Genomic DNA, 24,362 nt, shown 5'->3' with positions numbered 1-24,362 from the left:
CCAAGGCTGCGCTACCGCAGGCAGCTTCGGCTATGTTAAATTAAGAATATAAGTACGCTATTACTCCAAATGGGGTGATCCTATTCCAAGCTTAGCTAATAAGATCGTTCATCTCTTCGTGTTCTTAGCTATCTATTACATTCTCGTTAAAGTGTTCAAGCTGTTCGCACGGGATGGCTGGTTCCATTCGCTTCCAGTTGCCACAGTCTTCCAAATGGCCGTTCTGTTCGTCCTTGCGATTATCTCATTGATCCTTACGGTGAAGTTAATCCAGTTAAGCAAGAACCGCACGTAATATCGACAGTCCAGTTAGAGCGACAGGATCAGGAACGACAGTAAAGCCCGCCCGATCGTATGATCAGACAGACTTCTTGTTCCATCGGGAACGTTCACACGACTGTATCGCTGATGATTGTCACCAAGCCATTCTCATGCGCCGTGTCCAGCAGTTGGCGGATCTCTTCTCTAGCGGACTCGCTGAATAGATGCCACTGATCCTCCGTACCGTCATAGATCAAATCTGTGGGGTATCCGGACAAAGCGTCAGCGGGGAATGCGTTCACTAAGGAATAAATATCATAACGCTGAATGCTGTTCCCTTGCGCGTCCAAGAAGTCGTACTGCACGTCCTTGTAATACGATCCCGGCACGTCAAGATTCACCATCCATGAGTAACTGGCTGGGGCATCGACCTCGGCGCCTTCGTTCTCTACGATGATATCGTAGATAGACTCGTTGAAGGCGTTCGCTTTGACCTGCTGCACCACGCCGCCCATCGTCATATGGAATTCTTCCTGCAACGCCTTCACTTGCACACCGCCGATAACCAACGGAGGGGTGTTAACCGTTACCGTGGAATCGCTATAATTGACCTTGCAGCCGAACGCCTCTGCGACAAATCGAAGCGGAACGATCACCCGATTATGCTTGAGATACGGCTTCACATCCAACTGGACTATCTCCCCGTTCTTCTCGGCAGCAGCGCTGCTCAGCTTTAAGATTACTGTCATGTCTCCCTTCGTAACGGTCACTTCCGGCTTCGACCAATGAACCTTCGCTCCCAGGATCTCGCTAATTACGCGCAACGGCACCATGGTGCGATTGTCTCTCACCTCAGGCTTCACATCCGACGCGACAGAGACACCGTCAATCTTGATCTGATTGTCCGCTGCATAGGCAGGCGCCGATGACACGGCCAGACTTAGAGCGAGCATAATAGCAGGAATAGCCTTCTTCATCGCTAATCAACCCTTCTTCACAATCTAGGACTGCAGAACCCGTTAATTCCTGTCGCTACTGACGTCTTGCGCTAGGGAAATGTTCCTGAGAATAGTCTCAGAATGGCGAGGTTTCACGTTGACAGGGTATAGCGAGAGACTTATTGTTAGATTGGATAGTCGAATCGATTGAGTGAGGGAAAACATATGAAATCAATGGATAGAATCAATAGCGCGATTGATTATGTTGAAGCCCATATCACCGAAGAGATTGACCTCCAGCAGGTGGCACAAAGAGCGTGCTGCTCCGTTTACCATTTTCAACGAATGTTCTCCTACATCGCTGATATCTCCATATCCGAATACATTCGACGCAGACGGCTTACGCTGGCTGCATTCGACTTGCTTAATAGTGGCGAGAAGGTGATTGATGTGGCGGCCAAGTACCTCTACCAGTCGCCTGAAGCCTTCTCCAGAGCTTTCAAGAGCATGCACGGCGTTAATCCTACGCATGCCCGGAATTCGGGCACTCAGCTGAAGGCGTTCCCTCGGCTCTCCTTCCATTTGTCTCTCGACGGCGATAGCGAGATCAGCTACCAGATCAAACAGAGCCAGGCTTTCGAGGTATGCGGAATGAAGACGGATATCATCTGGGATCCCGATCGGAATAACACCCAGATCACTCAGTTCTGGGATGATAATATTAACAGCGGCGTCATTGCCCAATTCCACCGCGATATCGGACTGGATTTTAACACTCCCTTGAATGCCGCGCTGTTCAATTATACTCCGAGCAAGTTCTCATATATGATCTGCTACGACTCGCCTGCCGGCGGTGCGCCTTCCGGATACTATACACTCCCCGTCCCGCCGCTCACTTGGGCCGTGTTCTTCACGCCGAAGCACCCTGGGCCGGAGACGACCCGAATTGTACGCCGCTTGCGCGAGCGCATCTATCTGGAGTGGTTCCCTACCTCGGGCTACACGCAAGACGTAGGTCCGGAATTCGAGATTTTCAAGAGGGCCAATGATCTCTTCGTTGTGGAGGTTTGGATTCCGATTGCGAGAATAGATTAGGCAGTATGTTTATGGGGGTTTGTTTCTCTATTGGAACGTTATTCCTAAACAAATGATCCTAATTAGTACTATCGGCACTCAAACAGTATAAAATACCTAAACAAAGATAAGATGGTATAAAAAAGAATCAGACGACGAGCGGCCTGCAGCTGCTGCTCAGTGTCTGATTCTTTTTCATTCTCGGACTTCATCAATACGATCTTCAAGACCATCGCACGAGCGCGAATGCAAGCTTGTTCGTTAATACATCTAACAACTCGGGCGCTGTCCCGACATAGGGAAGCGGCTGCCACTTCCCGCGGTGGTTGGCAATGCTGAGTAGGAACATATTATGAGGCAGTAATGTCATCGCCGCTCTGTAGGCCTCGGCAGGTTCTTCATTCTCAGTTGAGTAAATAAAGATGCTGCGACTATGAACACGAACGTTCAAATGGTTAAGCGCAAGCGAATGAAGTTTATTCTGGATGAGTGTACGCGCAATATACACCGCCAGACTCAAGCATGGGCCTCCTCACCGTCAATTATCCTCCCTATAACTGACAATCGGTTTGATTACTTGCACGATCAGTCTGATCTTCTGAGGAGAACAGCCTTCTAGGAGTTCCATAATCTCATTCTTCATATAGTCTTCCGAATCGGTACTCGTACCGCTTAGGATATACTCAGTCGATGTCTCTAGCACTCTGCAAATCTTATCAAGATTATTCAAGTTGACGGGAGTTCGTCCCCGCTCGATCTTACTAATATAGGCATTGGAGACGTCCATCGACTCCGCCAGCAGTTCTTGCGTAATGCCTTTCCTCTCGCGGGCTTTCCGAATTCTATTGCCAATCGCTTGATAATCAAATCCCACTGTCATCACCTAAGCAGACTATACCAAGCCCATCTCCCCCTTTACATGCACGCCTATTCAATATGAACCTATAGGTTTATAGTTACATATTTTCCCTTTATGTATAACTTTATATGCAATGGCTTATAACAAAAACCACATCCTTATCATTCGGATGCGGTTTTTGTGTCAACCCTTTAATCTGCCGGCGGTTGCCGCCCTTACTTCGCCTTGCGCCCGATCCCAACCGTCATGATGCCGGTAAGATGGCTATAAGACACGTTCACCTGTCTCCCGTTCAACGTGAACTGTTCGGGAATATCATTGCGGTTGAAGTAGTCCCAGACCGACTTCCATTTATCCTCGAAATAGAAGCGGAACAGCTGCGCGGAGACAACCGGGATCTTAAACGATTCCGATACCATAGCATCGGGCTTGCCGGGAGGAGTCCCCCATCCCGTAAATTGAAGGATTACCTCCGTGTCTTTGGAATCGCTCTGATCGATGACCGTGATCGCATGATGCGCACCGGTGATGCTATAATAGCGTCCGCCATCTATAAATCCGAGCTCATTCTCGAACGCTTTGAAGTTGTCCGCCGAATTCGACGACCACTTCGAAGTGAGCTGCGGCGCCTTCCATCCGCCTGGATACGGCGTATTCGGATCCAACGGGTTGAAGTCGAAGGTCGAAGGGTACTCACCTTGGGTTCCGAAGTAGTCGGCCGTCGGATGCTCCGGCACGTCCCCGATCAGAATCAGGGTCGTTGCGCCTTCCATCTGCGTAGTCACCGGATAATACTTGGAGATGAAGTCAAGCGGAAGGAAGAGCGAACCATCCATGGAGATCGCCTTCACCGTCTCATTCGAGTCGTCCATCCCGATCGATCTGCCGATGAACGCAGCGCCGTTCTTCTTCGGAACGCCGTCCCATTCGAACACCCACTGATAGCCATCTTTCAACACGACGGTCACGGTGTTCCAATCGGTGCTCATGTCCCAGGACCCGCCCATATCGGACACGACGTCGGTCACAGGGACATAGATCGTTCCATTCTTATCGAATATCGGCTCCAGGAACGTGTTGAACTCCGGTCCCCGCTTCTCCTCTCCATTGACGAACAACGCGTAAGGCTTCGCATTCGCAGCGATCTGCACGTCATTGTTGCGATGCTCTCCCCACTGAATGTGATAGCCGTAGTAGTAGGAAGTGTGGATGGAGACGTTCTCTTTGTTGTACGTTTCCCCGGTTTGACCGTATTCGAGCGCGAGCAGGTCCGTCAGGAGCGCTTGAATCTCCTTCTCGCTCATCGGCAGCCCAAGCTCCTTGAGAATGGAAGTCATCAGCCCGATTCTGCTCTTGTCCAGCTTAACGATCGTCATGTGCCAGTTCTCGCCCAGATCTCCATACGCGAACTCGTCGAATTGGAAGTCCAGCGTAATCCCGCTGCCCTCTACCCGCGTCTGATAATTTTCCGTGTTTGAGGAGGCGGTCACGTCGACTCCAGCCTTCTTGGCGATCGCTTTGATCCGGCTCGCGAGCGTGTCGTCTACTTTAATCGGCGTGCTCGGTTGCTTCACAGCTCCCGCCTTATAATCCTTGATCTTCGTCAGGAAGGCAGCTGCTTGAGCGCGGGTCAGCAATTCCGTCGGACCGTAATTGGCGAAATAATCCCCTCGGTCGCTGTATGAACCGGAGGTCAGATTGTGCTCGTATAAATATTTCACGGCGACTTTCGAAGACAGGTTCTCAACATTGCCGTTGAACAGCATGTAGATGATTCGAGCCGCTTCCGCTCTCGTGATCTGCACCAGTCTCTTGTCGCTGTCCCTTGCCCAGAAGTCTTCCAAGGAGGTGATCCCGTGACTAGCCAATGACTGGTAAGCCCAATCCGACCATCTCGGAGGCACATCGATATCCTCCTCGTTCACCGGAGCCGCAGCGGACTTGCCGTATAAGATCTGGGCCGCCATGGCGATGAATTCCTCCTGCGTAATGTACGCGTTCGGCTTGAAGGAGCCGTCTTCATAACCGTGAACAATGTCTGAATCGACCAGCCTTGTAATGGCCGCGTTCGCCCAATGGCTGGCAGGGACATCGGTGAACCGCTGCTTCGGCGACGCCAGAGCGTCTCCAGTGTAGACAAGGGATGCGGAGAGCATAACAGACAGTGTTACTGCGCTAATCTTTCTCATGTCAGTAGGCCTCATGATGCTGTAACTCCTCTATGTAGTAGAATGGGTGCAGGACAGGTCGGAACGACTTGGTCCTTTTTCCCATCATATCATGGGCTCGAAGCCGCATCATTGTAATATTTGGCAGTTCATCCAAAGCGATGGTCCCGACCTTATATGTGACCGGCAAGGCCCTGGCGCCTTTTTTACGATTGCCATCCGGCGGTCTTCATAGTACTGTTTCTATGATGGAATCGTTAGGGGGACGCCTACACCATGAGATTCGCCGCAGCCACGCTTGCCGACTGGAGAGGTTGGCCCCGCAATGTACGGTTATTTTTCTTAGCTAACTTGCTCTATCAATTCGGAACGGGCTTGTTCTCTGTCTTATATAATTTGTATGTTCAAAAATTAGGTTACGCCGACTCTACGATCGGCAGCGTCGTCAGCGTGCAGTCGCTCGCTACGGCGTTGTGCTTCTTGCCCATCGGACTGCTCGGCGACCGAATGAGCCGAAGGCGGTTGCTTGTGATCGGCACGTTAGGCAGCGGCATCCTGTTAATAGGCCGCTCCTTGATCGAAGCGGAGAGCAGCCTGCTCGCGTTGGCCGTTGTAACGGGATTGTTCGCCACCGTCTTTCAAGTGCTGGCGATCCCCTTCCTGGCTGACAATGTGGCTAAGTCGGAGCGCCTTCGAGTTTTCAGTATCTATTCCGCATTCGTACTCGCTTCGCAAGTCGCCGGCAGTCTCAGTGGAGGTGTCGTCTCCGATCTTCTGCAATATGCCGGCGTAAGCGAATTGCATTCGCTCAGGTTCGTGCTGCTCGCAGGGGGAGTCGCAACCCTATTCGCGTTTCTGCCTCTGCTGACGATGAAGGATTCCAATGCTCCGCGCGCCGCAGCTCCTTCCGAGGCAGTGCGGGAAGCTACCCCTCTGCTATCGGAACGGAATTCCGGGGATCTAGGCTTTATTCTTAAATTCGCCGCTGTACAGCTCCTGATCGGGATCGGCTCCGGATTAGTCGTGCCGTACTTGAACTTGTACTTCACGAATCGCTTCGCCGTCTCGCTCAGCGGCATGAGCCTCTTGCTCGCGCTCGGACAAGTGATGACGATTGTCTCCATGCTCATCGGACCGACGCTAGCCAGACGAATTGGACAGGTGAAGGCAATCGTCGTTTTCCAGACGCTCTCGCTGCCATTCCTGCTCCTCACGGGGTTCACCAATCTGCTGGCTGTCGCTTCGATCAGCTTCCTGTTCAGACAAGCCCTGATGAATGCGGCCAACCCGCTCGTCTCCGCTACGATCATGGACCGGGTCGCTCCGTCCAGACAAAGCTTGGCCAACTCCTGCATGCAGACCGCCTTCATGCTCGGCTGGGCGACGATGGGACCCGTTCAAGCGTATATTGTCACCGCTCACGGCTACTATTGGGGCTATGCGATGACGTTCAGCATCACTGGCGCTTTGTATGTGACGGCGTCTATGCTAATCTTCCTGATGTTCCGGGGGAGGCGGGGGGAGTAACTGCCCCTCCTTGCTCCAAATACAACCAGCCTCCCGGCATGCGCCGAGAGGCTGTTGCTGCAGTTATAGCTGCCTTACAGATCGAGGCCGAGATCAAGCACGATGTTCAGCATCCGCATGAGGATCGCCGCCGACTGATCGCGGGCAGCGGTATCGTTCGGCGCGAACCTACCGTCACTGACACCGTTCACGATGCCAGCTCGGCTGAGCTGTTCAATGTTGTCTGCGGCCCAATGACCGCTAATATCGGAGAACTTCGATGCCCCGTTAGCCGCGCTCATGCTCAGCACGCGAGCCAGGATGGCAGCCAGCTCGGCGCGAGTGATCTCTTGATCAGGCTGGAATGCGCCATTGCCCGTACCGTTCACGATACCTATACGATGCAATGCTCTGATATAGGCATCCGCCCAGTGACCGTTCGTGTCGGAGAAGGAACCATCCTCTCCTGTCGTATCCAGACCTAACGCACGGACGATCATCGCAGTGAATTCTGCGCGCGTTACCTTTTCAGAACCGTTGAACTTACCATCGGGCTTGCCCTCGATAATACCAAGCCGCGAAGCATATTCGATTGCTTTGGCAGCCCAATGCGTCTCGGGTACGTCTGAGAAGCGGATCGGCGGATTCGCTTGCAGCGCTTGCTGTATACTAGCCTTTAACAGCTCTGCATTCGCGATAGCACTGTTCAATATCGGCCTCTCCGGAGTTGGCGTCTGCGGCAAGCCATCGGAATCCGTCGGAGAATCTCCATCCGTTCCGGGGTCAGGGTCCGTCGGGTTTGACGGATTCGGCGCCGGGTTATTCGTCTGCTTCGTCGTCACCGCGATCTTCAGCTCCGCAGGCTCGCCTGCGCTGAACACGAAGGTTAGGACATCCCCATTCGACAGTGTCGCCAAGTAGCTGCTCTTAATCGTAACCGCCTGCTTGCCATCCGAAGTTACCTCAGCGAGGCTGTAGTCGGTATCCGCAAGCGCGGTATCGCCCTTCTTGATTCCCGTGAGCATGTTGCCGTTCAGTGTCACCGTCACCGTAATATCTGCTCTAGCATTCCTATAGAACATTGCCGTCGCTGGCGAGAGCGTAGAATTCTCCGTCGGTTGCTCTTCGCCATCAACCGTATAGAATACGTTCGGCACCGGAAGCTGCATCGCCTGAACTTCATCGCGAATGTCTTCGCCCAAGTAGAAGCTCAAGTGCTCCGGCTGGTTGTACATCGCATTCTGCGAGTTCGCCGCCAGACGATACTGCGGATCATTCATCAGCGTGTAGATCACATGGTCCGTCGGAATATCCGTCGTGTAGATTCTTAACGAATCGTTGTCACTCGTGCGAACCAGAACCTCATCGCGCCAGTCACCGAAGATATCGGCGATCAGGCTCGGATTCGCCTTCGTTCCATTGTTGGAATAGGTCCCGGTCAAGGTCTGAAGCGTTGTAAGCTCGCTCTCCCCGGTCGCCGTATCATAGTTAAACTTCGTGATGGATGGCGCGTCCGTTGAGTTCAAGTTATCGGGCCCGTCGAAGAACTCGCTCAGCAGGTCTCCGTCCCAATACAGAATGAAGTTAACCGGAGCCTTGTTCGCTACGCCAATGCCTCCGACTTCGGTTGTCATAACTTCGCCGTTCACGATATTGTACATAGGCGTCCCTATTCCCCACACCTCGAAGCCTGGCAGAGGAGTTACATTCGCCGCCACGCCGCGCCCAACATCGCCCAGGTTTGCTCCATACGTCCACACAGGCTCTCCTGTAGAGCCGCGAAGCAAGGTCACATTGTTCGGAGGCCCGGCTTCATGCGGTTGGAACACATAGATCTCGTTGCTGCCCGGCACCATTGCGGCTACGTGCAGCGCGTCTCCATGGCCCGCAGCTACGGTCCCTCTGGTTCCGTTTGAGCTCCACACGATCGTTCCATCTTGGTCGATCGTGATGCCGCCAAGCACAACCTCGGTATAGCCGTCATTATCCACATCAGCAACCTGTACATTGTGATTGCCCTGATTATTGCCGGCGTTCCAATCCGCTAGCGCGAACGTCCATATCTCCACAATCTTACCGTCGATGAACTGATAGGCAGCTGCATAATGCGGACCGTAGTGAGCGCGCACCTCGATCACCGTAGGATAAGGCTCCGCGCCATACACGCCGTTCTTCGGCATATAGGCAACCGCTCCGTTGAAGCGATCGCTGCGGTTATTGTTGTTGTCGCCCCAGTTGGAGGTGATGTCGTACGGCGCGAAATAGTCGACCGTATCAACCGGCGTGCCAGTCTCCCCGTTGAATACCGTGAATCGCTCTGGGCCGGACGCCACTCGGCCAAGCGCCGTATTGTTCACCTGGTTATCGTTGGCCGGGTTCTGAAGGCCGCCTACCCATACCGCTTCGGGGTCGCCCAATACCCAAGCCGGGGTGTCTGTCAGATCATCGATCGTCCCATCCGCTTTAGGAAGATAGCCTCTGGTACCGTCGGCTGTCTTCACCGCGAACTCCGCTTTGCCGTCCTGATCCAGATCATAGAAGTTGAACGCGCTGTGATGCGCGCTGGACACGATATTGATGCCCAGGTTGATCCTCCACAGCAGCTTGCCGTCAAGGGTATAGGCGTCGAATATCGTCTCGCCGGTGTGCCGGTTGGCAAGCCCCGGATCCTGAGCCTGAGACGGATACCATTTGACCAGAATCTCATACTGTCCATCCCCATCCACATCCGCTACGGAGGTGTCGTTAGCTGTGTAAGTAATCGGGTCCGCATTGGATGTCGCGCCGTAAGCGAGCGCCGGGTTCGGACGATCCGCCGGCCTCTGCAACGGAATGTCCGTATAATTGTTAGCCCATGCCGTTGCAGGTTTGCTCCTTGCACCTGTGCTTACCGTCTCTACCTCGTATACATCCCCAGTTTGACCGTCAGCGTCAACATAATCCAGCGCAGCGACCGGCGCCTCGTTGACCTTAACGCCGTTTCTGTATACGTTAAAGGTTAAGCCTTGGTTATATTCCGAAGCGAGCAGACGCCACGTTACAAGTACACCTCCACCGCCTTTTGCCGGAACGGCTGCTACTCCTCTGTCCAGCCACTCCATAGAGAACGGCTCGGAAGTCACTTGGTCTCGGTGCCGATTCTCAATGTAGAGCTTCGCTTCCACCCCCATACGGTTGACCGCCGCGTCCGGAACACTCGTCAGCGTCCCGACATACGAGAACACGCCCTGCTTATTCGGGTCATAAACCAAATCCGCGGCCGCCTTCGACCATGGGGCTTCTGTTAACTCCCAGGTTACGCCTACCTCAGCGGTACTGCCGTTCGCCAGCTTAACCTTAACCGTGCCCGGCAAGCCAAGCCCTTCCTCGTCAGCTACGTCCCCGATGTAGACGGTCTTAAACCAGCTCTGCCAGGTATTGCTGTCCGCCGCCCCCGGGCGCTCCGGCAAGAAGTCATACGGCAGTACTTCAATGATGGTGTCCGGAGATAGCTCTTGTGTGAAAAAATACAGGTTATCAACGCCGTTATCTGCCACGTTGATGTTGTTGCCTCCCGCGCGCTCGCCGGTCAGAACGAAGGAGCTGATCTGGCTCCCCTCGAACGGAACCGTCAGCACCGAAGGCTCCGCGTCGGCGTCATCCCTCGGAACAAGGGAGACTGTCGCGATCATCGTATCGAAATCGAACTCGACGCGAACCGTGTACCAAATATTAACCTCGTTAAAAGTAAATGCATGGTAACGGTCGCCGCTCCAGAAATTAGCCGGATCAGGACCGGTCGGCCCCGGTAAAGCCCCCGCGAACGCGCCTATTGTCCTTGCCCCGTTATAGGTGCCTGTTCTTAGGCTAAGCAGAACATTGGCTCCATCCTGGAAGCTTAGGTTAAACGTATTCTGCGCGGTGGACACCGCCGGCACCTTCCAGTCTAAATAAGCATATACCTTGCTGCCGGAGACGGCGTACGGCAGATCCCCCTTGCCGCCTCGGTTGCCGGAACCGGACGCGTCGAATCTGAAGTAGTTATTGATCTGAGGCGCGTCTTCTCTAGCAAGCGTATGGTAAGTGCCGCCGGCGAATATCCACAGCGGGACTTCATCGTCGCCGGCGAAGCTGCTCCCGAACTCCTGCGTGTACCCTTGCGCTAACAGATCGGCAAAGTCCGGAGCAGGCTCCGCGACCGCCGGGACATATTGGACATGGATTGGCACGCTGGCCGTGATGGACCCGTCCATATTGGACACAGCCTTAAGAGTAGCTTCGCCTTCGCCAACCCCGGTAACCGTTACGCTGTGATCATCATTTTCAACGATAGTTGCAATGCTCTCGTCGCTGATCGACCAGGTGAACGTCCTGTCGGTTGCATTAATGGGCATGACAACCGCGCTGAAGGTGGCGGAATGCTTGTCGTCAAGCGAGCCCTCTCCATATTCCAGATCAGCAGAGGTTGGAGATATAGAGATTTCACTTGGATTTATGATCGGTTTCTCTCTGCCGGTCGAAGCAGCCTTGAATAGGATGTTATCCACGCGCATGCCATAGGTGCTCTCATCCCAAGTCACCCCCTCGGCCGCGTTAAACCTGGCCCAATTCTGTCCGCTTGCCCGGCTCGCGCCGATGCTCATGCTGGTCAGCTTATCGGAGCCTATCGCGATTGGCTCCAGCGTCGTGTACGCTATTGAACCGCCGTCTGTCACGCTGATCGAGGCCTCTTGTGCCAGAAGGTCAACGCTTATGGTTGCCGTAAGCTTGGTCAAGCGCGGCACACCGGTTAGCGCTGTAGTGACGGTTCCTGTCGCCGGGGCGTTATTGGCGGCCATATTGCCGGTGTAGAAGGATACGGTCGCCGGGGAGTCCGCGCTCGTTCCGCCTCCGGCCGTTCGAAGCGTTACGACTTGATCCGCACCGTCGTTCAGGCGGACATCAAGCGAGTTGGCGCTAGGGCGTGTAATATCAACCCACCAGTCGAAGGCCACTTCAACCAGATCCTTGCCGGTAAGGTCATATTCGCCGCTATCCAGCGGAAGGCTCCACCAATAGCTAGCTCCTTTGGCGGTATTCGAATCGGTATCGACTCCCGGAGGCTGAACGCGAAGCACATGATTAGCGTCATACACCGCTACTGTAACGGACCCAGGGCCAGTGACGGCCGGAGCGCCGGCAATGGTCCCCACCAGCTCGCCATCCTCGAAGTCCAATACCTCGCCCACTTGTGTCAATTCGGCAGATGACGCGCCGCCGTCTTCCTCTGCGCCCAGAACCACCGATGGCACAAGCATAAATGCCATGGACAATGTGAGAAGTACAGACATGTACTTCTTAAGCCTTCTCTTCATTCATTTCACTCCTCGTGGCCATGAATAGAGTTGCGAGTCCCGCAGCAGAAAGCTCACGTTTCGGCTCCCTGCGATAAAGCGCTTTCAGTTTAGCGTGAGGCGCTACAACTTTTACTCTCACCTCGCTTATTGTAAGGATTGACTCAACCCCATATAGTTGTTCCGCGGCAATGATGTGTCTGCATTGTAAGCCCCCGCCGACTTCTCTGTAAATCATGGCTATTGATTGCCATTGTCATTTTTGATTTTGTATCAAAAGTGATAGGTAGAAGCAAAAATCCACTACCTGATGCGGTAGTGGAATATATACTGTTCCCTTCTACTTGAACATGATAACTATCGTGCATCTACTGCAAGGCTAGCCTTCGATCTTTCTGATATACCTATATTATTACCGCTTGTGTATGCGGTTACAAGATTATGGTACACAAATCTGAGGAAGGGAAGTAACACGATGAACAAACGGCTTAAGCAGATTTTGATGTTAGTGTTTGCGGTTGCCTTGTTCGTGCCGCAGTTTGGGAGCGTGCCAAGAGCGAGTGCGGATGGCAGCTCCGGCAGTGCGGCTGTTCCAGCTGCCGAAGTTATCTATGATATGCAACGGGATAACCAATTAATTGGAAGCGGCGTCGAGGGGACTGAAGCGCTGGTAAACTCCGGCGTTAAGTTCAATGTTGTGGACAATAGCGGGGCTAAGGCTATTGAGATCTTTGGCAGAACAGGCGACTATAATGGCGTTGATATTAAGACTTCGCTATTGAAAGCAGCTGGAGGCGCTTCGTTTGATGTTCAAGTAGAAGGGCGGATTCCTTCTGACGCAGTCGTGCCGGCCGGTTCGCAAATGATACTTGGCGAAAGTAATGGCGAGTATTCCTGGTTAGACAATGTTGCGGTAAATGCTGGCGACAGCTTCACCTTGGAATACACGATAGATTCTGCCAAGGTGGACGCTTATGTTGCCGCAGGCACGAATCTAAGAGTGCAATCCAACAACGTTTCAAACACTTTTATTGATAAGTTCGTTGTTGACAGTATTATCATTACAAGAAATCCTATTGTTATTTACGATATGCAACTAGATAGCCAATTAGTTGGAAGCGGCGTTGAGGGAACCGAAGCGCTGGTAAACTCCGGCGTTAAGTTCAATGTTGCAGACAATAGCGGGGCCAAGGCTATTGAGATCTTTGGCAGAACGGCTGACTATAATGGCGTTGACATTAAGACCTCGCTATTGAAGGCGGCTGTAGGCACTTCGTTTCATGTTCAAGTAGAAGGGCGGATACCTTCTGACGCAAACGTGCCAACCGGTTCGCGAATGATACTTGGCGAAAGTAATGGCGCATATTCTTGGTTAGACAATACTGAAGTAAACGCTGGCGACAGTTTCACCTTAGAATACACGTTATCTTCTGTTACTGTTGCAACTTATGCTGCTGCAGGCACGAATCTGAGAGTGCAAACTAACAAAGGCGCCTCAGATGCAGTTATTGATAAGTTCATTGTTGATAACATCCTCATTACTAGTGATGGAATTTCAACAACCCCAACTGACCCGCCTCCGGCTTCGGATGAAGTTGTTGTAGCCTATGATCTTCAAGAGGACGCTGGGATTACAGACATAGATGACAATGCGGGAACAGTCTATTTAACACGAGCTGGCGGCCCTACACTAACACCGATATCAAATGATGACGGCTCAGTATCCCTTGGAATCTCTAACCGTGCAGAGAACTGGAACGGCATTGATGTTAAAGCCGGCGCGATCGGCTTGGCTAAAGATGCGGAGTATAGCGTTGAATTAGCCGGGCATATCCCTGACGGCGTTACGATTCCAAGCGGCGCTAAGATCGCTTTGGGTCTTGCGAGCGACCCTTATACGGAATTCAAATCCGTTGACGCAACCCCAGACTTCACCTTAAGCTACGAAGGCGTTTGGGATTCAGGCTCGGGACTTCGAATACAGACCAGCGGCGATGAGGTCATAGCTGACTTTGTAATTGACAGCCTAATCATCAAGGTTAAAGGCGGAATTGAAATGCCATCTAAACCGTTACCGACTGTCCCTGGCGTTCATGTATACACATCGACACGTGATGGTTGGTCAGGCGCAAACATTATTTTAGGTTTAGACAAGACTCAATGGCCATTCTCCTCTAGTGCAGAGGGCGACGTTGTCGCTTTCACACCTGTTAAAGACGCGAAATATCACCTTACATTCAATGCTACATCTACAGGCACAACCGGTTATCGCGTGCGCTGGATTACAGGTAACGAGAACGGCGGTTATACTAGCGCAGATGCCGCTGTTGTAAGCGACGCGGCCCATTCATTCGCTGCCGGAACAGTAGCAACGACAGTTCCGGGTTCATTCACAAGCGGCGTAGTTAAGGATGAAACGTTAGACTATGCCGTTGATTTCACCATGAGCGGCAGCGAAGTTGCCGATGGACTGATTGGTAACCTTGCTATTCGCGGAATGTCAGGCAGTGAAGATTTTACAATCAACAGCCTCCAAATTACGGACGACGACGGCAATGTGTTGGTTCAATGGGTAAGCAAAGACGATCCGGTTGTTCCTGATAATTATGTGTGGCTAGCCCCTAAGTGGAATATCAATCTTCCATCCCTGAAAGACGCTTACAGCGATTATTTCTTCATCGGCAACATTCTGGGTTGGGGCGGTAATGCCAGTGCGACGCCTTGGGGGCAAGAGAATGACCAAGCAGACCCCGCATTGAAAGACCCAAGCATTATCTCTCAAACCGAAGCCATGTTTAAGGCTCAATATAACGTTGTTACGCCTGAGAACATCATGAAGCCCGAGAACATTTCCAAAGCGGCTAACACTTACGACTTCAGCGTAGCCGATCAGTTAGTCGATTGGGCAAAGGCTAACAACATAGCTGTTCACGGGCATACACTTGTATGGCATTCACAGTCCCCTGCGTGGTTGAATAAGGACGATGCCGCAAACCGCGCAAGCGCGAAAGCGAACCTTGAGAGCTATATCGCTAACGTAGCAGGACATTTCAAAGGGCAAGTCATCTCATGGGACGTTGTCAACGAAGCGTTCAGCGACGATACCTCAACCTTCGACGGCAGCGACTGGACAACAGGCTTGCGCAAAGATTCGCCTTGGTATATCGCTTATGCCGAGGGCGCTGACGAGAGCAAGGGCGAGAGCGGCGCGGATTATATCTACGACGCGTTCGTAGCCGCTCGCTTGGCCGACCCGGACGCAACGCTTTATTACAACGACTATAACGAGACTTACAAGTACGAGGCAATCGCGCAGATGGCGGAGGATTTGAACGCGAAGTGGGCGACCGATCCCCGAAACGCGGATAAAGACCGCAAGCTTGTCGAAGGCATTGGTATGCAATCGCACTTCTGGGTTGGTCAAGATCCGGATGTTGACGCGACGGAAGTCGAGACCACCATCCAGCGCTTCATTGAAGCGGGTGTGAGAATCAGCGTATCGGAGCTTGACATTCCTTTCGCCAAAAATAGCAATTATCATCTTGACGAAGCGGAACAGGCGTATCAAGCAGAATTGTATGGCACATTGTTCGATATTTATAAGAAATATGCCGACCATATCGACCGCGTTACGTTCTGGGGCAAAGCCGATCTTCAAAGCTGGCGCGGTTCGGGTATGCCGTTGCTGTTCGACAACAGCTACAGACCTAAGGCGGCGTTCTGGAAGGTTATGGGATTAGAGGCGCCATCCTCTACCATCTCACCAGCAACCGTAACGTTCTACAGGAATTCGCAGGCTGACGCTAGAGTGGCCGTTGCATTGAAGGACAACACGCTCATCGCAATCAAGAAGGGCGATGTCGAGCTTGTTCAAGGCCAAGACTACAGTGTACCTGCCGCTGCATCGGCGAACGATACGCTAATTGTTACAATCAAGAAGGACTACTTGGCGACACTGTCGAACAATGATGTCCTGACCTTCGTCTTCAATGCCGGCGACACGGCGGAACTGAAGATCAAGGTAACGACGAAGCAGACGAATGATCCATCGCCGGATCCGGTAACTCCGACGGAGCCAGAGCCGGGAACAGATTCCGATACCCCGACGCAGACACCAACTCCGGAGAAGCCATTGTTGGATAGCAAACTGGTAGACGCAGAGCAAGTGAAAGCCGCTGTGCAACAAGCGCTGCAAGCGAACGAGCCAATCAACTTCTCTGACGTACCTGCTACGCACTGGGCTGCTAAGGCAGTACAACTCGCTTCGCAAATTGGTCTTATCGAAGGCAAGACTGATGGTTCGTTCCACGGTTCTGACAATGTAACGCGAGCAGAATTCGCTACGATGATCGTTCGTGCGCTTGGTCTGGATACGACAGGAGCGGATGGTTCCTTCTCCGACACGGCCGGTCACTCGGCAGATGCTTACATTAGCGCATTGCATCGCGCCGGTATCGTGAACGGCACAGGTGATGGCAGCTTTAAGCCGGATCAAGAGATTACTCGCGCCGAGATGGCTGCCATCTTAGCTCGTGTTCTGAATACGAGCGCAGCTAACGGAACGAAGTACTCCGATCTCGACGGTAACTGGGCTGCTGACTATATCAATCAGCTTAGCCAAGCAGGCATCGTGAATGGTGTCGGCGGCGACAAGTTCGCACCGAACGCCACCGCTACCCGCGATCAGTCGGTAGCCATCATCATTCGGATGCTGAACATCGTGCTCGACCTGGGACTCGACCTGTAAGCTAAATTAGAACACCCTCCCTTTGCTCTGAGTGAGCAAGGGGAGGGTGTTTGTTGTATTGGCTATGTTAAATCGTAATGTTGATTTATGCATTGGCGACTTCTTTGGCTAGCCCTCACTACTTGGAGTGAATCGGACTCGTATTAAGGACTGCTGCCAGCATTCTTTCGCCTTTAACCATCTTAGCCTGACACTGGGAGCATATGGGCGTGCTTGAGAACGTGAAGTTGTCCCGCATCCAGCCTTTGCAGTTCTCATTCGGACATGACCAGATGGCGGTCTGTTCTTGCAGGACATCCTCAAGCGGTCTTTTCTTAGAATAATGCATGTACATCCCTCTTTCATGTTTGAAATGGATGTAAAGATTAAAAACGCCCCAAACGATATGCCTGGGGCCAGAAGTTCTTAGACTTTGACAACATTCTCGGCTTGAGGTCCACGATTCCCTTGAACGATATTGAATTCTACGCGTTGGCCTTCATCCAAAGACTTGTAACCGTCTCCGACGATAGCGCTGAAGTGAACGAATACATCGTTGCCACCTTCTACTTCAATAAAGCCGAAGCCCTTGTCTGCGTTAAACCACTTCACTGTTCCTGATTCCATGAGGATTACCACCTTCTCAGTATTTACATAAACCTCTTTTTTTTACTAATAAAAAAAATCACATATCGTACAAGGTCATTCAAGAATAACCCTCTACGCATGTGAATTAGGTCTTGTATTCTCTGTTCTTGATTATAACATATTTCGGCTTCAATATCGAGGTCTGTTTTTGCCCAATCCAGAAAGGCACTTTCGTCGGTTGCTGCGAATCAGCAAAGCATAACTTCTCTTCGCTAAGTGGGCGGGCCAACTGCGACGCAAATTGCGGCCGCTGGTAATGAATAGCTGCCGGTTCGGGAAGAGTAAGTGGGTAATGTTGGAAAGGAGTTCTCCCACATGGCTACGACTCAAGATTACATCGCCCGGCTGCCGATGACCGAAGAATTCGTCCGTCAAGAGATACAAGCCGAGCCGCCGTTCTTCCTGTACTATTACAGAACCGTATGCGATTCCGGCAAGATCGAGAAGCTCTTGATCTATCCCGTCATGGCGGTTCAGCACCCCCGGGCTTATCTAGCCTCGCTCTGTCTTCGCCAAGACTTCGGATCCGCCGAGGCGTTGTACGCCGAACTCATGAAGGGCAACGTGCTTATCGTGTCGGATGACGAATGCTATCTCTTCCATGCTGGCAAGCCGATCAACGACAAGCCCGGCGAAGCGAAGATCGAAACGACTGTACAAGGCCCTCAATCCACGTTTAGCGAGAATGCGGAGACGAACATCGGCATCATCCGCCATCGTTACCCCGCACCGGGATTTCGCGTAGAACCGTTGGAGTTCGGCTCTGTCACGCGTACGAAGGCTTATCTCTTCTACGATGCTCATGCGGTCAATCCTAAAGTGCTGGACGAACTTCATCAACGAATAAGCAAAGTTGACGCGGCTGTCGTCGACTCGGTCATGAGCAGCATAAACAATACTTCTACATAAGACGGATAAGGAACGCTGCTTCTGCTTCCTGCCAGTGAAAGCGTCATCTGCACGCGGAACAGATCCGGATTGAAGGAGATGACGGATATGTAGATCGCAGGAAACGCAATGGCGATAAACAGCGCCACATACCGGAAGAAGACCAGCAATCGGGTCACGAAGAAAGGCATATACAAATCGTCCAACGCCGACATGAAGTCGTAGAATACGGCTGGGAATATCATCGCGAACGGCGTTCCTTCCAACAGGATGACCGCTTTGCCCTGTGCCAGATTGAGCACGGTACGGTCAGGCCGGTCGGATAGCATAATGACGGGGAACAAGCTGTACTTTTGTCCATTCAACAATTTCGCCAATTGCCCCGTCGATTCGAAAATGATCGTATTGATCAGCATGCACATCATGACCGAGTAATAGAAGTAACGATTCACCCTGAGGAACTCCTTTGGCTAACGGTTGTCGAAGCTTTTGGACGGCTCGCTGACGAACAGCTTCAAATAGGGATGCCCGAAGCTGCGCAGGCGCACCAAATAACAGGTTAGACAGAACAGCCCGACCACTACACCGAATAAACCAAACAGGCTTGAAAGAAGAATAAGGGGGTAACGAACGGCGCGAACCGCGAAGGTCATGGTGTTGATGGGAATGACGAAGTTGCTGATGGTTACAGCTGCCGTCGTAATGATCATCGCGCTGCTCACAAGTCCGGCTTGCTGCGCGGCTTGGCCGAGAATGAGCCCGCCGACCGTCGTTGCCGTCGAACCCATAAATCGAGGCAAGCGGATGCTGGCCTCCATGATGCCCCAAATATTAATTGCGAATCAGCGCAACGGGCTCGTCTTAGGGATTGTCATCAGCACCGTCCTTAGCAGCATCATGACCTTCATGTTCGTAAAGGCGATGCGCAGGTTTAAGAATCAAACGGTGTCCCATATCCTCCTCGCGCATGTTCCCAAATGGATCTCGATCGTTCTGATCATTTATTTGGGTTATATGTGGTTCATCGCAGGCGGTATCGTCTTGATCTCATTCACGAACTTGATCAAGCGTTACATCCTGCCGGACATGCCTGCGCAGCTGCTCTTGACGATCCTGTTGATCGCTGTCTTCTGGTGCGCGTCCCAGCGCACCCGAACGGTCATGTACTTGCTGGAGATCATCCTCATCACGAACATTCCGTTCATCCTGTTGATATTGTACAAATCGGTCATGACGGATTACATGAACTGGCTTGCCGTCTGGAATGTCGTCAGCGATTATTTCGACAGAATGCCGAATCATAAAGTGATCTCGGCCGCCACCTATTTGTTCACTGGCTACATCAACATGGCGGTTTTCAACAAGGAATCGGAAGGCAAGTTCCGCCCCCGGCTGGTGGGTTTAATCCCCATAGTGGGGCTCTTTGCTTTAATGACGACGGCCTTTGTCCCGGTCGGCTTTCACGGCCCGGACGGCGCTCTTCAATATGTCAATGTCTGGGTGTCGACCGCCGATTCGGTTAAGATCGAATTCGGCATCGTCGAGCGCGTCATTTACGTTTTCCTGCTCCTTTATTTGAATCTGTCTCTCATATTTGCAACGGTAACATGGCATGTCGGCAGCCAGATCATCGGGGATGTCGCCAAGAGAAACTGGAAAGTTCACGGATTCGGATTGAAAATCCCCGCCGTGCTTCTTACATTCGCATTATCAACCTATTTCGTCGCGCTTCTTGCGGACGAGAAGCGCTTGATGGCGTTCGCCACTCAGTGGCTGCAGCTGCGTTTCTGGAGCGAGATCTTTCTCGTTCTGCTCGTATTTTTATTATCACGGAAGGCTGTCGCGCGATGAGAATAGCTTGGATTCCTGCCGCCCTATTTATCGTCTTACTTCTCGCCGGATGTACGAACAGAAGCTTCAAAGATATCGATAAGCGCCTGTATGTCATGGCTATAGGCATAGATCGCCCACAAGATTCGGAGGAGCTTTACCGGTTATCGTTCAAACTCGGACTTCCATCTCCAGGAACAGGCGTCGAGCAAAATCGCTCCATCGTCGTCAGCCAAGAATCCGACTCTTTGCCGGAATCCATTCGGCTGCTGAAAGCCAAGTTCGATAAAGAGGTCGATTTTAATCATACGAAGCTGCTGATTTTCGGCGATTCACTAGCCAGAAGCGATATCTCGCAAGTCGTCGACTACTTCGTTCGAAGAAGGGATATTCAAGGGATCGCGCTTCTTGCCGTAGGGTCGCCCAATGCCGAACAAGTATTGAAAGTCTCTCCGAAATCGGAAGTATTCCCGGGCAACTCCCTTTTCCTCAGTTTCGAGGATAACGGAACAAGCTCCGCCTATACCGTTACCGAGTATTTGTTCGATTTCTTCAGAAGAATGTACGAAGATGGGCTGGATCCTTATATGCCGGTCATCGAGCCAGCCAAGGATTATTACGTCATCAACAAGGTGGCCCTGTTCGACAAGTCCAAGATCATCGGCATTCTTCCTCCTCGAGAAACGAAATCCTTCAAAGAGCTGCTCGAGCAAAATCGAAAAATGGACATGATCGTCCGTTCGCGAGAAGAGGACTTTACGATGCAGGTCGATTATTACCGCCGCAGGTTCTCGTTTTATCCGAAGGATAATCATCGGATGATCGTCAAGGTTAAGGTTGGAGGAAACATCGAACAGACGAAAGAACCCGTTTACGACCGAAATTGGGCTGATTACGAACAAGCAGCCGCCCACACGCTGCGCGATCAGTACTTAAAGACGCTCAACCAGTTAAGGGATTGGAGGGTGGATCCTTTCGGTTTCGGCTTGATCTACAAAGCCGTTCATTACCGGGGCGATGCGGATTGGACTCGGTGGGAGCAGATGTATCCTTCCGTGGAATTCGACATTCGACCGGAAGTTAGAATTACCGGAACGGGGATTATCAGGTAGAGACTTGAATCACTGTTAACGTTATGGAGGATTGTGCGCGGTCGAACCCTATCCGAAGACAACGCCGCATAGGCTTCTACGGGTGTAGTGACAGCTTTGATGTCATCCGCGCATCGCCCCAATTTCAAACCTCCTATCTACAGGTATCTCCTGGCGGTCACCAGCTGCAGTAACGGTGACAGCACCAACGATAGACATAATGCAATGAATAGGAATGTATTGCCTAACTCATTATCGGGGTGATACATCCTCCGATCGATAACCCAAAGGACAAAAAGCGCGATAGTCAGAATGCGATAACTAAGTACGGAGCTCTGTTGAATAATTAGTCTGCCCCGCTCATCCTTCTTCGCTCTATCGTCATTTCTCCACGTATAAAGCTGAAATCCGCCGCCGATCAAGATGGCCATCATTAACAAATTACCCTTCGTAAGAAACTGACCGCTTTGAAGATCCGACCAGATCAAGATCACATACAATGTGATGCCTAATAAAAAGATGGCCCACCAAGATTCAAGTACTTTCTTTCCCATCCCTCAATCACTCTCCATTCCAGATATAAACAACTCATCCACAGTGACTTTGAGAACTTTGGCCAAAGAGAACGCCAATAGTAAACTTGGATCATACTTGTTGTTTTCGATGGCATTAATGGTCTGTCTCGAAACGTTACACATGTCAGCCAAGTCTTCCTGCGACAACTTTTTTGCTTTGCGCAGTTCCCTAATGCGGTTATTCATCGCTTCGCACCGCCAATATTATGTCAAAAGAATTTTACATTTAGAATTTACTCCAATCAAAACAAAATGTCAAGAATGTTTTACATATACAGGCCCATGGAGGTCCAGTTTAAGCAAAGAGGACACCCCTTGAGGTGTCCTTCTTCATGGTAGTGGTGGAGGCGAGGGGAGTATATGATTCCTGATTGAACTTGGTCACGAAGCCCACTCGACGAAGTAGAGCGCAGCGGTAGAATCAGATGCCGTGCTCAGCCTGCCCCGGCAGACCTACGCGCGGTCGAACCCCTGTCCTGCCCCGGACCCGGGGCAACGCCTTCCCCTCGCTCCACGCAAAAAAGCCAGCCTCATGCGGCTGGCTTTCATGATGGTGGAGGCGAGGGGAGTATATGATTCCTGATTGAACTTGGTCACGAAGCCCACTCGACGAAGTAGAGCGCAGCGGTAGAATCAGATGCCGTGCTCGTCCGCTTCGCTCCCTGCGCGCGGTCGAACCCCTGTCCTCCTTCGGAATCGGGGCAACGCCTCCCCCTCGCTCCACGCAAAAAAGCCAGCCTCATGCGGCTGGCTTTTATGATGGTGGAGGCGAGGGGAGTATATGATTCCTGATTGAAATTGCTCACGAAGCTCACTCGACGAAGTAGAGCGCAGCGGTAGAATCAGATGCCGTGCTCGTCCGCTTCGCTCCCTGCGCGCGGTCGAACCCCTGTCCTCCTTCGGATTTGGGGAGACTCCCAACTCGCTAACCATGCAAAAAACCCGACCTCATGCGGTCGGGGTTTACATGGTGGAGGCGAGGGGAGTCGAACCCCTGTCCGAAGACAACGCCACATAGGCTTCTACGGGTGTAGTGACAGTTTTGATGTCACCCTAGAGACTCCCCGTCACCGGATTCCCTTCGGGTCAGCCTGATTATCTTCTTCAGCTAGCCCCAGGCGGAGACTAGACAGCGTATCCCACTAAAGGTTGAGCCCCTATCCCGCCACATGGGCGATGGAAGGTAGAAGCCTGGTGACCGTTATTAGGCGGCCAGAGCCAGAGAAGGTTGTTTCTTTGCGATTATTCGCTTTCCGCGTTGTTGAAGCAGCCGCAGCCCTACTACCCGCTACCCATGCTCGAACTATCCCCGTCGAATCCATAAACGCCCCCGAGTGAAAAAGGTGCCGTCATCCCAAGCCGCGAATCGCATGCCGGGATGCTGGACCGCGCGATGCCTATCGCGCTTAACGGTGCCGCCCACCAAGCGGCAGTTCTTGCATCGGTGCTCACTTATTATAACACGTCCCGCGCGGGTTTACCGCACGTTGTTGCTGTTAAATCCGGCAATCTCTGCTTGCCGCGCCAATAGCCAATTGGCCGATCTTGAACAGCCAGCCGAATTATTGCTGCCTGCCATCCAGCTTCGCCGCGCCATCAGCGCGCCGGCACGTAAACCTTCTGCTTCTCGCGAAGCGCCCGCTGGATGTCGCGCTGAGCGTCCTTCTTCGCGGCGGATTCGCGCTTGTCGTAGTTCTTCTTGCCCTTGCCAAGGCCGATTAAGCATTTCGCGTAGCCGTTGCGAACGTACACTTTCAGCGGAACAATCGTGTACCCTTCCTGCTTCGACTGCCCGTACAGCTTGTGAATTTGCGACTTGTGCATCAGCAGCTTGCGCGCGCGCGTCGGATCGCTCGGGTTGAAGCGGTTGCCCTGCTCGAACGGGCTAATATGCATGTTATGCAGGAAAATCTCGCCGTTCCGGATCGTTGCGAACGAATCGCTCAAGTTGGCGCGCCCGTTGCGCAGCGACTTGATCTCCGTCCCGGTCAACACCATGCCCGCTTCGAAGGTTTCCTCGATGAAGTAGTCGTGAGACGCTTTCTTATTCTGGGCAAGCGGCTTGTCGAACTGGTCCTTGTTCTTCGATCCCATGATCTCTCTTCATCTCCTTCGCAACAGCAGTGCGGCGTCAGTCTCCCATTATAGCACGCCGCGAGCAGCGGCAACAACTTCGGCCGTAGTCGCTCCCTCGCGTTCGTACCCATCTGTAACCCGGCCAGGACCGGTTACATCACGCTTCCGCACGCATCCCGTCTCTGTAACCCGGCCAGGACCGGTTACATCACGTTTCCGCACGCATCCCGCCTCTGTAACCCGGCCAGGACCGGCTACGCCATAATTCCGCACGCATCCCGCCCCTGTAACCCGGCCAGGACCGGTTACATCACGCCTCCGCACGCATCCCGCCTCTGTAACCCGGCCAGGACCGGTTACACCACGCTTCCGCACGCATCCCGCCTCTGCAACCCGGCCAGGACCGGTTA

Annotated in this window: 18 protein-coding genes and 1 other RNA gene; 6 read left to right on the top strand and 13 right to left on the bottom strand. The window is 52.4% G+C overall.

The features are described from left to right. Positions 1-389: 389 nt before the first annotated feature. Positions 390-1,238 carry a copper amine oxidase N-terminal domain-containing protein gene (locus tag H4Q31_RS14700; RefSeq protein ID WP_185179809.1) on the bottom strand — a complete coding sequence of 283 codons (849 nt, stop codon included), beginning with the start codon at positions 1,236-1,238 and terminating at the stop codon, positions 390-392. 186 nt (positions 1,239-1,424) lie between these two features. Here H4Q31_RS14700 and H4Q31_RS14695 point away from each other — a divergent pair, with 186 nt between their 5' ends. Beyond that, positions 1,425-2,294 carry an AraC family transcriptional regulator gene (locus H4Q31_RS14695; RefSeq protein ID WP_185179808.1) on the top strand — a complete coding sequence of 290 codons (870 nt, stop codon included), beginning with the start codon at positions 1,425-1,427 and terminating at the stop codon, positions 2,292-2,294. 202 nt (positions 2,295-2,496) lie between these two features. Here the strand turns inward: H4Q31_RS14695 and H4Q31_RS14690 are convergent, their stop codons facing one another. The 3 genes from H4Q31_RS14690 to H4Q31_RS14680 all read right to left on the bottom strand — a co-directional run bounded on the left by H4Q31_RS14690 (position 2,497) and on the right by H4Q31_RS14680 (position 5,321). Beyond that, on the bottom strand, positions 2,497-2,793 hold the full coding sequence (locus tag H4Q31_RS14690) for a hypothetical protein (RefSeq protein WP_185179807.1): 297 nt from the start codon (positions 2,791-2,793) through the stop codon (positions 2,497-2,499). A gap of 18 nt (positions 2,794-2,811) precedes the next feature. Continuing rightward, positions 2,812-3,153 carry a helix-turn-helix domain-containing protein gene (locus H4Q31_RS21985; protein ID WP_376698256.1) on the bottom strand — a complete coding sequence of 114 codons (342 nt, stop codon included), beginning with the start codon at positions 3,151-3,153 and terminating at the stop codon, positions 2,812-2,814. A 194-nt stretch (positions 3,154-3,347) separates the two neighbouring features. Continuing rightward, entirely contained in the window at positions 3,348-5,321 is a 1,974-nt protein-coding gene (locus H4Q31_RS14680; protein WP_185179805.1) for an S-layer homology domain-containing protein, read from the bottom strand. A gap of 255 nt (positions 5,322-5,576) precedes the next feature. On the opposite strand from H4Q31_RS14680, the gene H4Q31_RS14675 reads away from it, so the two are divergent. Further along, on the top strand, positions 5,577-6,827 hold the full coding sequence (locus H4Q31_RS14675) for an MFS transporter (RefSeq protein ID WP_185179804.1): 1,251 nt from the start codon (positions 5,577-5,579) through the stop codon (positions 6,825-6,827). A gap of 74 nt (positions 6,828-6,901) precedes the next feature. On the opposite strand, the gene H4Q31_RS14670 is transcribed toward H4Q31_RS14675, so the two are convergent. Further along, the gene (locus H4Q31_RS14670) at positions 6,902-12,139 is read right to left on the bottom strand and encodes a rhamnogalacturonan lyase family protein (protein WP_185179803.1); all 5,238 of its coding nucleotides are present in this window, start codon (positions 12,137-12,139) and stop codon (positions 6,902-6,904) included. Positions 12,140-12,593: 454 nt separating this feature from the next. Here H4Q31_RS14670 and H4Q31_RS14665 point away from each other — a divergent pair, with 454 nt between their 5' ends. Beyond that, on the top strand, positions 12,594-16,865 hold the full coding sequence (locus H4Q31_RS14665) for an endo-1,4-beta-xylanase (protein WP_185179802.1): 4,272 nt from the start codon (positions 12,594-12,596) through the stop codon (positions 16,863-16,865). A 118-nt stretch (positions 16,866-16,983) separates the two neighbouring features. On the opposite strand, the gene H4Q31_RS14660 is transcribed toward H4Q31_RS14665, so the two are convergent. Continuing rightward, positions 16,984-17,193, bottom strand: coding sequence for a cold-shock protein (locus H4Q31_RS14660; RefSeq protein WP_185179801.1), 210 nt, complete (start codon positions 17,191-17,193; stop codon positions 16,984-16,986). A 77-nt stretch (positions 17,194-17,270) separates the two neighbouring features. Next, entirely contained in the window at positions 17,271-17,471 is a 201-nt protein-coding gene (locus tag H4Q31_RS14655) for a cold-shock protein (protein WP_185179800.1), read from the bottom strand. A 336-nt stretch (positions 17,472-17,807) separates the two neighbouring features. On the opposite strand from H4Q31_RS14655, the gene H4Q31_RS14650 reads away from it, so the two are divergent. After that, complete coding sequence (locus tag H4Q31_RS14650) at positions 17,808-18,401, top strand: spore germination protein (protein ID WP_185179799.1); 594 nt, start codon at positions 17,808-17,810, stop codon at positions 18,399-18,401. On the opposite strand, the gene H4Q31_RS14645 is transcribed toward H4Q31_RS14650, so the two are convergent. Both H4Q31_RS14645 and H4Q31_RS14640 read right to left on the bottom strand, forming a co-directional pair. Next, positions 18,329-18,832, bottom strand: coding sequence for a spore germination protein (locus tag H4Q31_RS14645; RefSeq protein ID WP_185179798.1), 504 nt, complete (start codon positions 18,830-18,832; stop codon positions 18,329-18,331). The two genes, H4Q31_RS14650 and H4Q31_RS14645, sit on opposite strands and share 73 nt — an antisense overlap. A gap of 18 nt (positions 18,833-18,850) precedes the next feature. Next, positions 18,851-19,180 (bottom strand): spore germination protein, encoded by a 330-nt coding sequence (locus tag H4Q31_RS14640; protein ID WP_245347401.1) that lies wholly within the window; start codon positions 19,178-19,180, stop codon positions 18,851-18,853. A 16-nt stretch (positions 19,181-19,196) separates the two neighbouring features. Between H4Q31_RS14640 and H4Q31_RS14635 the strand changes: the two genes are divergently transcribed. Together H4Q31_RS14635 and H4Q31_RS14630 are read left to right on the top strand one after the other, a co-directional pair. Beyond that, positions 19,197-20,231 carry a GerAB/ArcD/ProY family transporter gene (locus tag H4Q31_RS14635; protein WP_185179796.1) on the top strand — a complete coding sequence of 345 codons (1,035 nt, stop codon included), beginning with the start codon at positions 19,197-19,199 and terminating at the stop codon, positions 20,229-20,231. Further along, positions 20,228-21,322, top strand: a complete 1,095-nt coding sequence (locus tag H4Q31_RS14630) for a Ger(x)C family spore germination protein (protein WP_185179795.1) — start codon at positions 20,228-20,230, stop codon at positions 21,320-21,322. Before H4Q31_RS14635 ends, H4Q31_RS14630 begins: the two co-directional genes overlap by 4 nt. A 137-nt stretch (positions 21,323-21,459) precedes the next feature. Here the strand turns inward: H4Q31_RS14630 and H4Q31_RS14625 are convergent, their stop codons facing one another. The 4 genes from H4Q31_RS14625 to smpB all read right to left on the bottom strand — a co-directional run bounded on the left by H4Q31_RS14625 (position 21,460) and on the right by smpB (position 23,970). Further along, complete coding sequence (locus tag H4Q31_RS14625; RefSeq protein WP_185179794.1) at positions 21,460-21,855, bottom strand: hypothetical protein; 396 nt, start codon at positions 21,853-21,855, stop codon at positions 21,460-21,462. 3 nt (positions 21,856-21,858) lie between these two features. Next, positions 21,859-22,062: a helix-turn-helix transcriptional regulator gene (locus tag H4Q31_RS14620; protein WP_185179793.1), complete on the bottom strand. Its 204-nt coding sequence runs from the start codon at positions 22,060-22,062 to the stop codon at positions 21,859-21,861. 782 nt (positions 22,063-22,844) lie between these two features. Further along, positions 22,845-23,208: a transfer-messenger RNA gene (gene ssrA / locus H4Q31_RS14615) on the bottom strand. A gap of 264 nt (positions 23,209-23,472) precedes the next feature. Beyond that, positions 23,473-23,970 (bottom strand): SsrA-binding protein SmpB, encoded by a 498-nt coding sequence (gene smpB / locus H4Q31_RS14610; protein WP_185179792.1) that lies wholly within the window; start codon positions 23,968-23,970, stop codon positions 23,473-23,475. Between the last annotated feature and the right edge of the window lie 392 nt (positions 23,971-24,362).

It is taken from the genome of Cohnella lubricantis (assembly GCF_014212015.1).
GTDB classification, from domain to species: domain Bacteria; phylum Bacillota; class Bacilli; order Paenibacillales; family Paenibacillaceae; genus Cohnella; species Cohnella lubricantis.
Note: the sequence above shows the minus strand (reverse complement) of the source record. Positions and strands in the feature narration are given on the sequence as shown.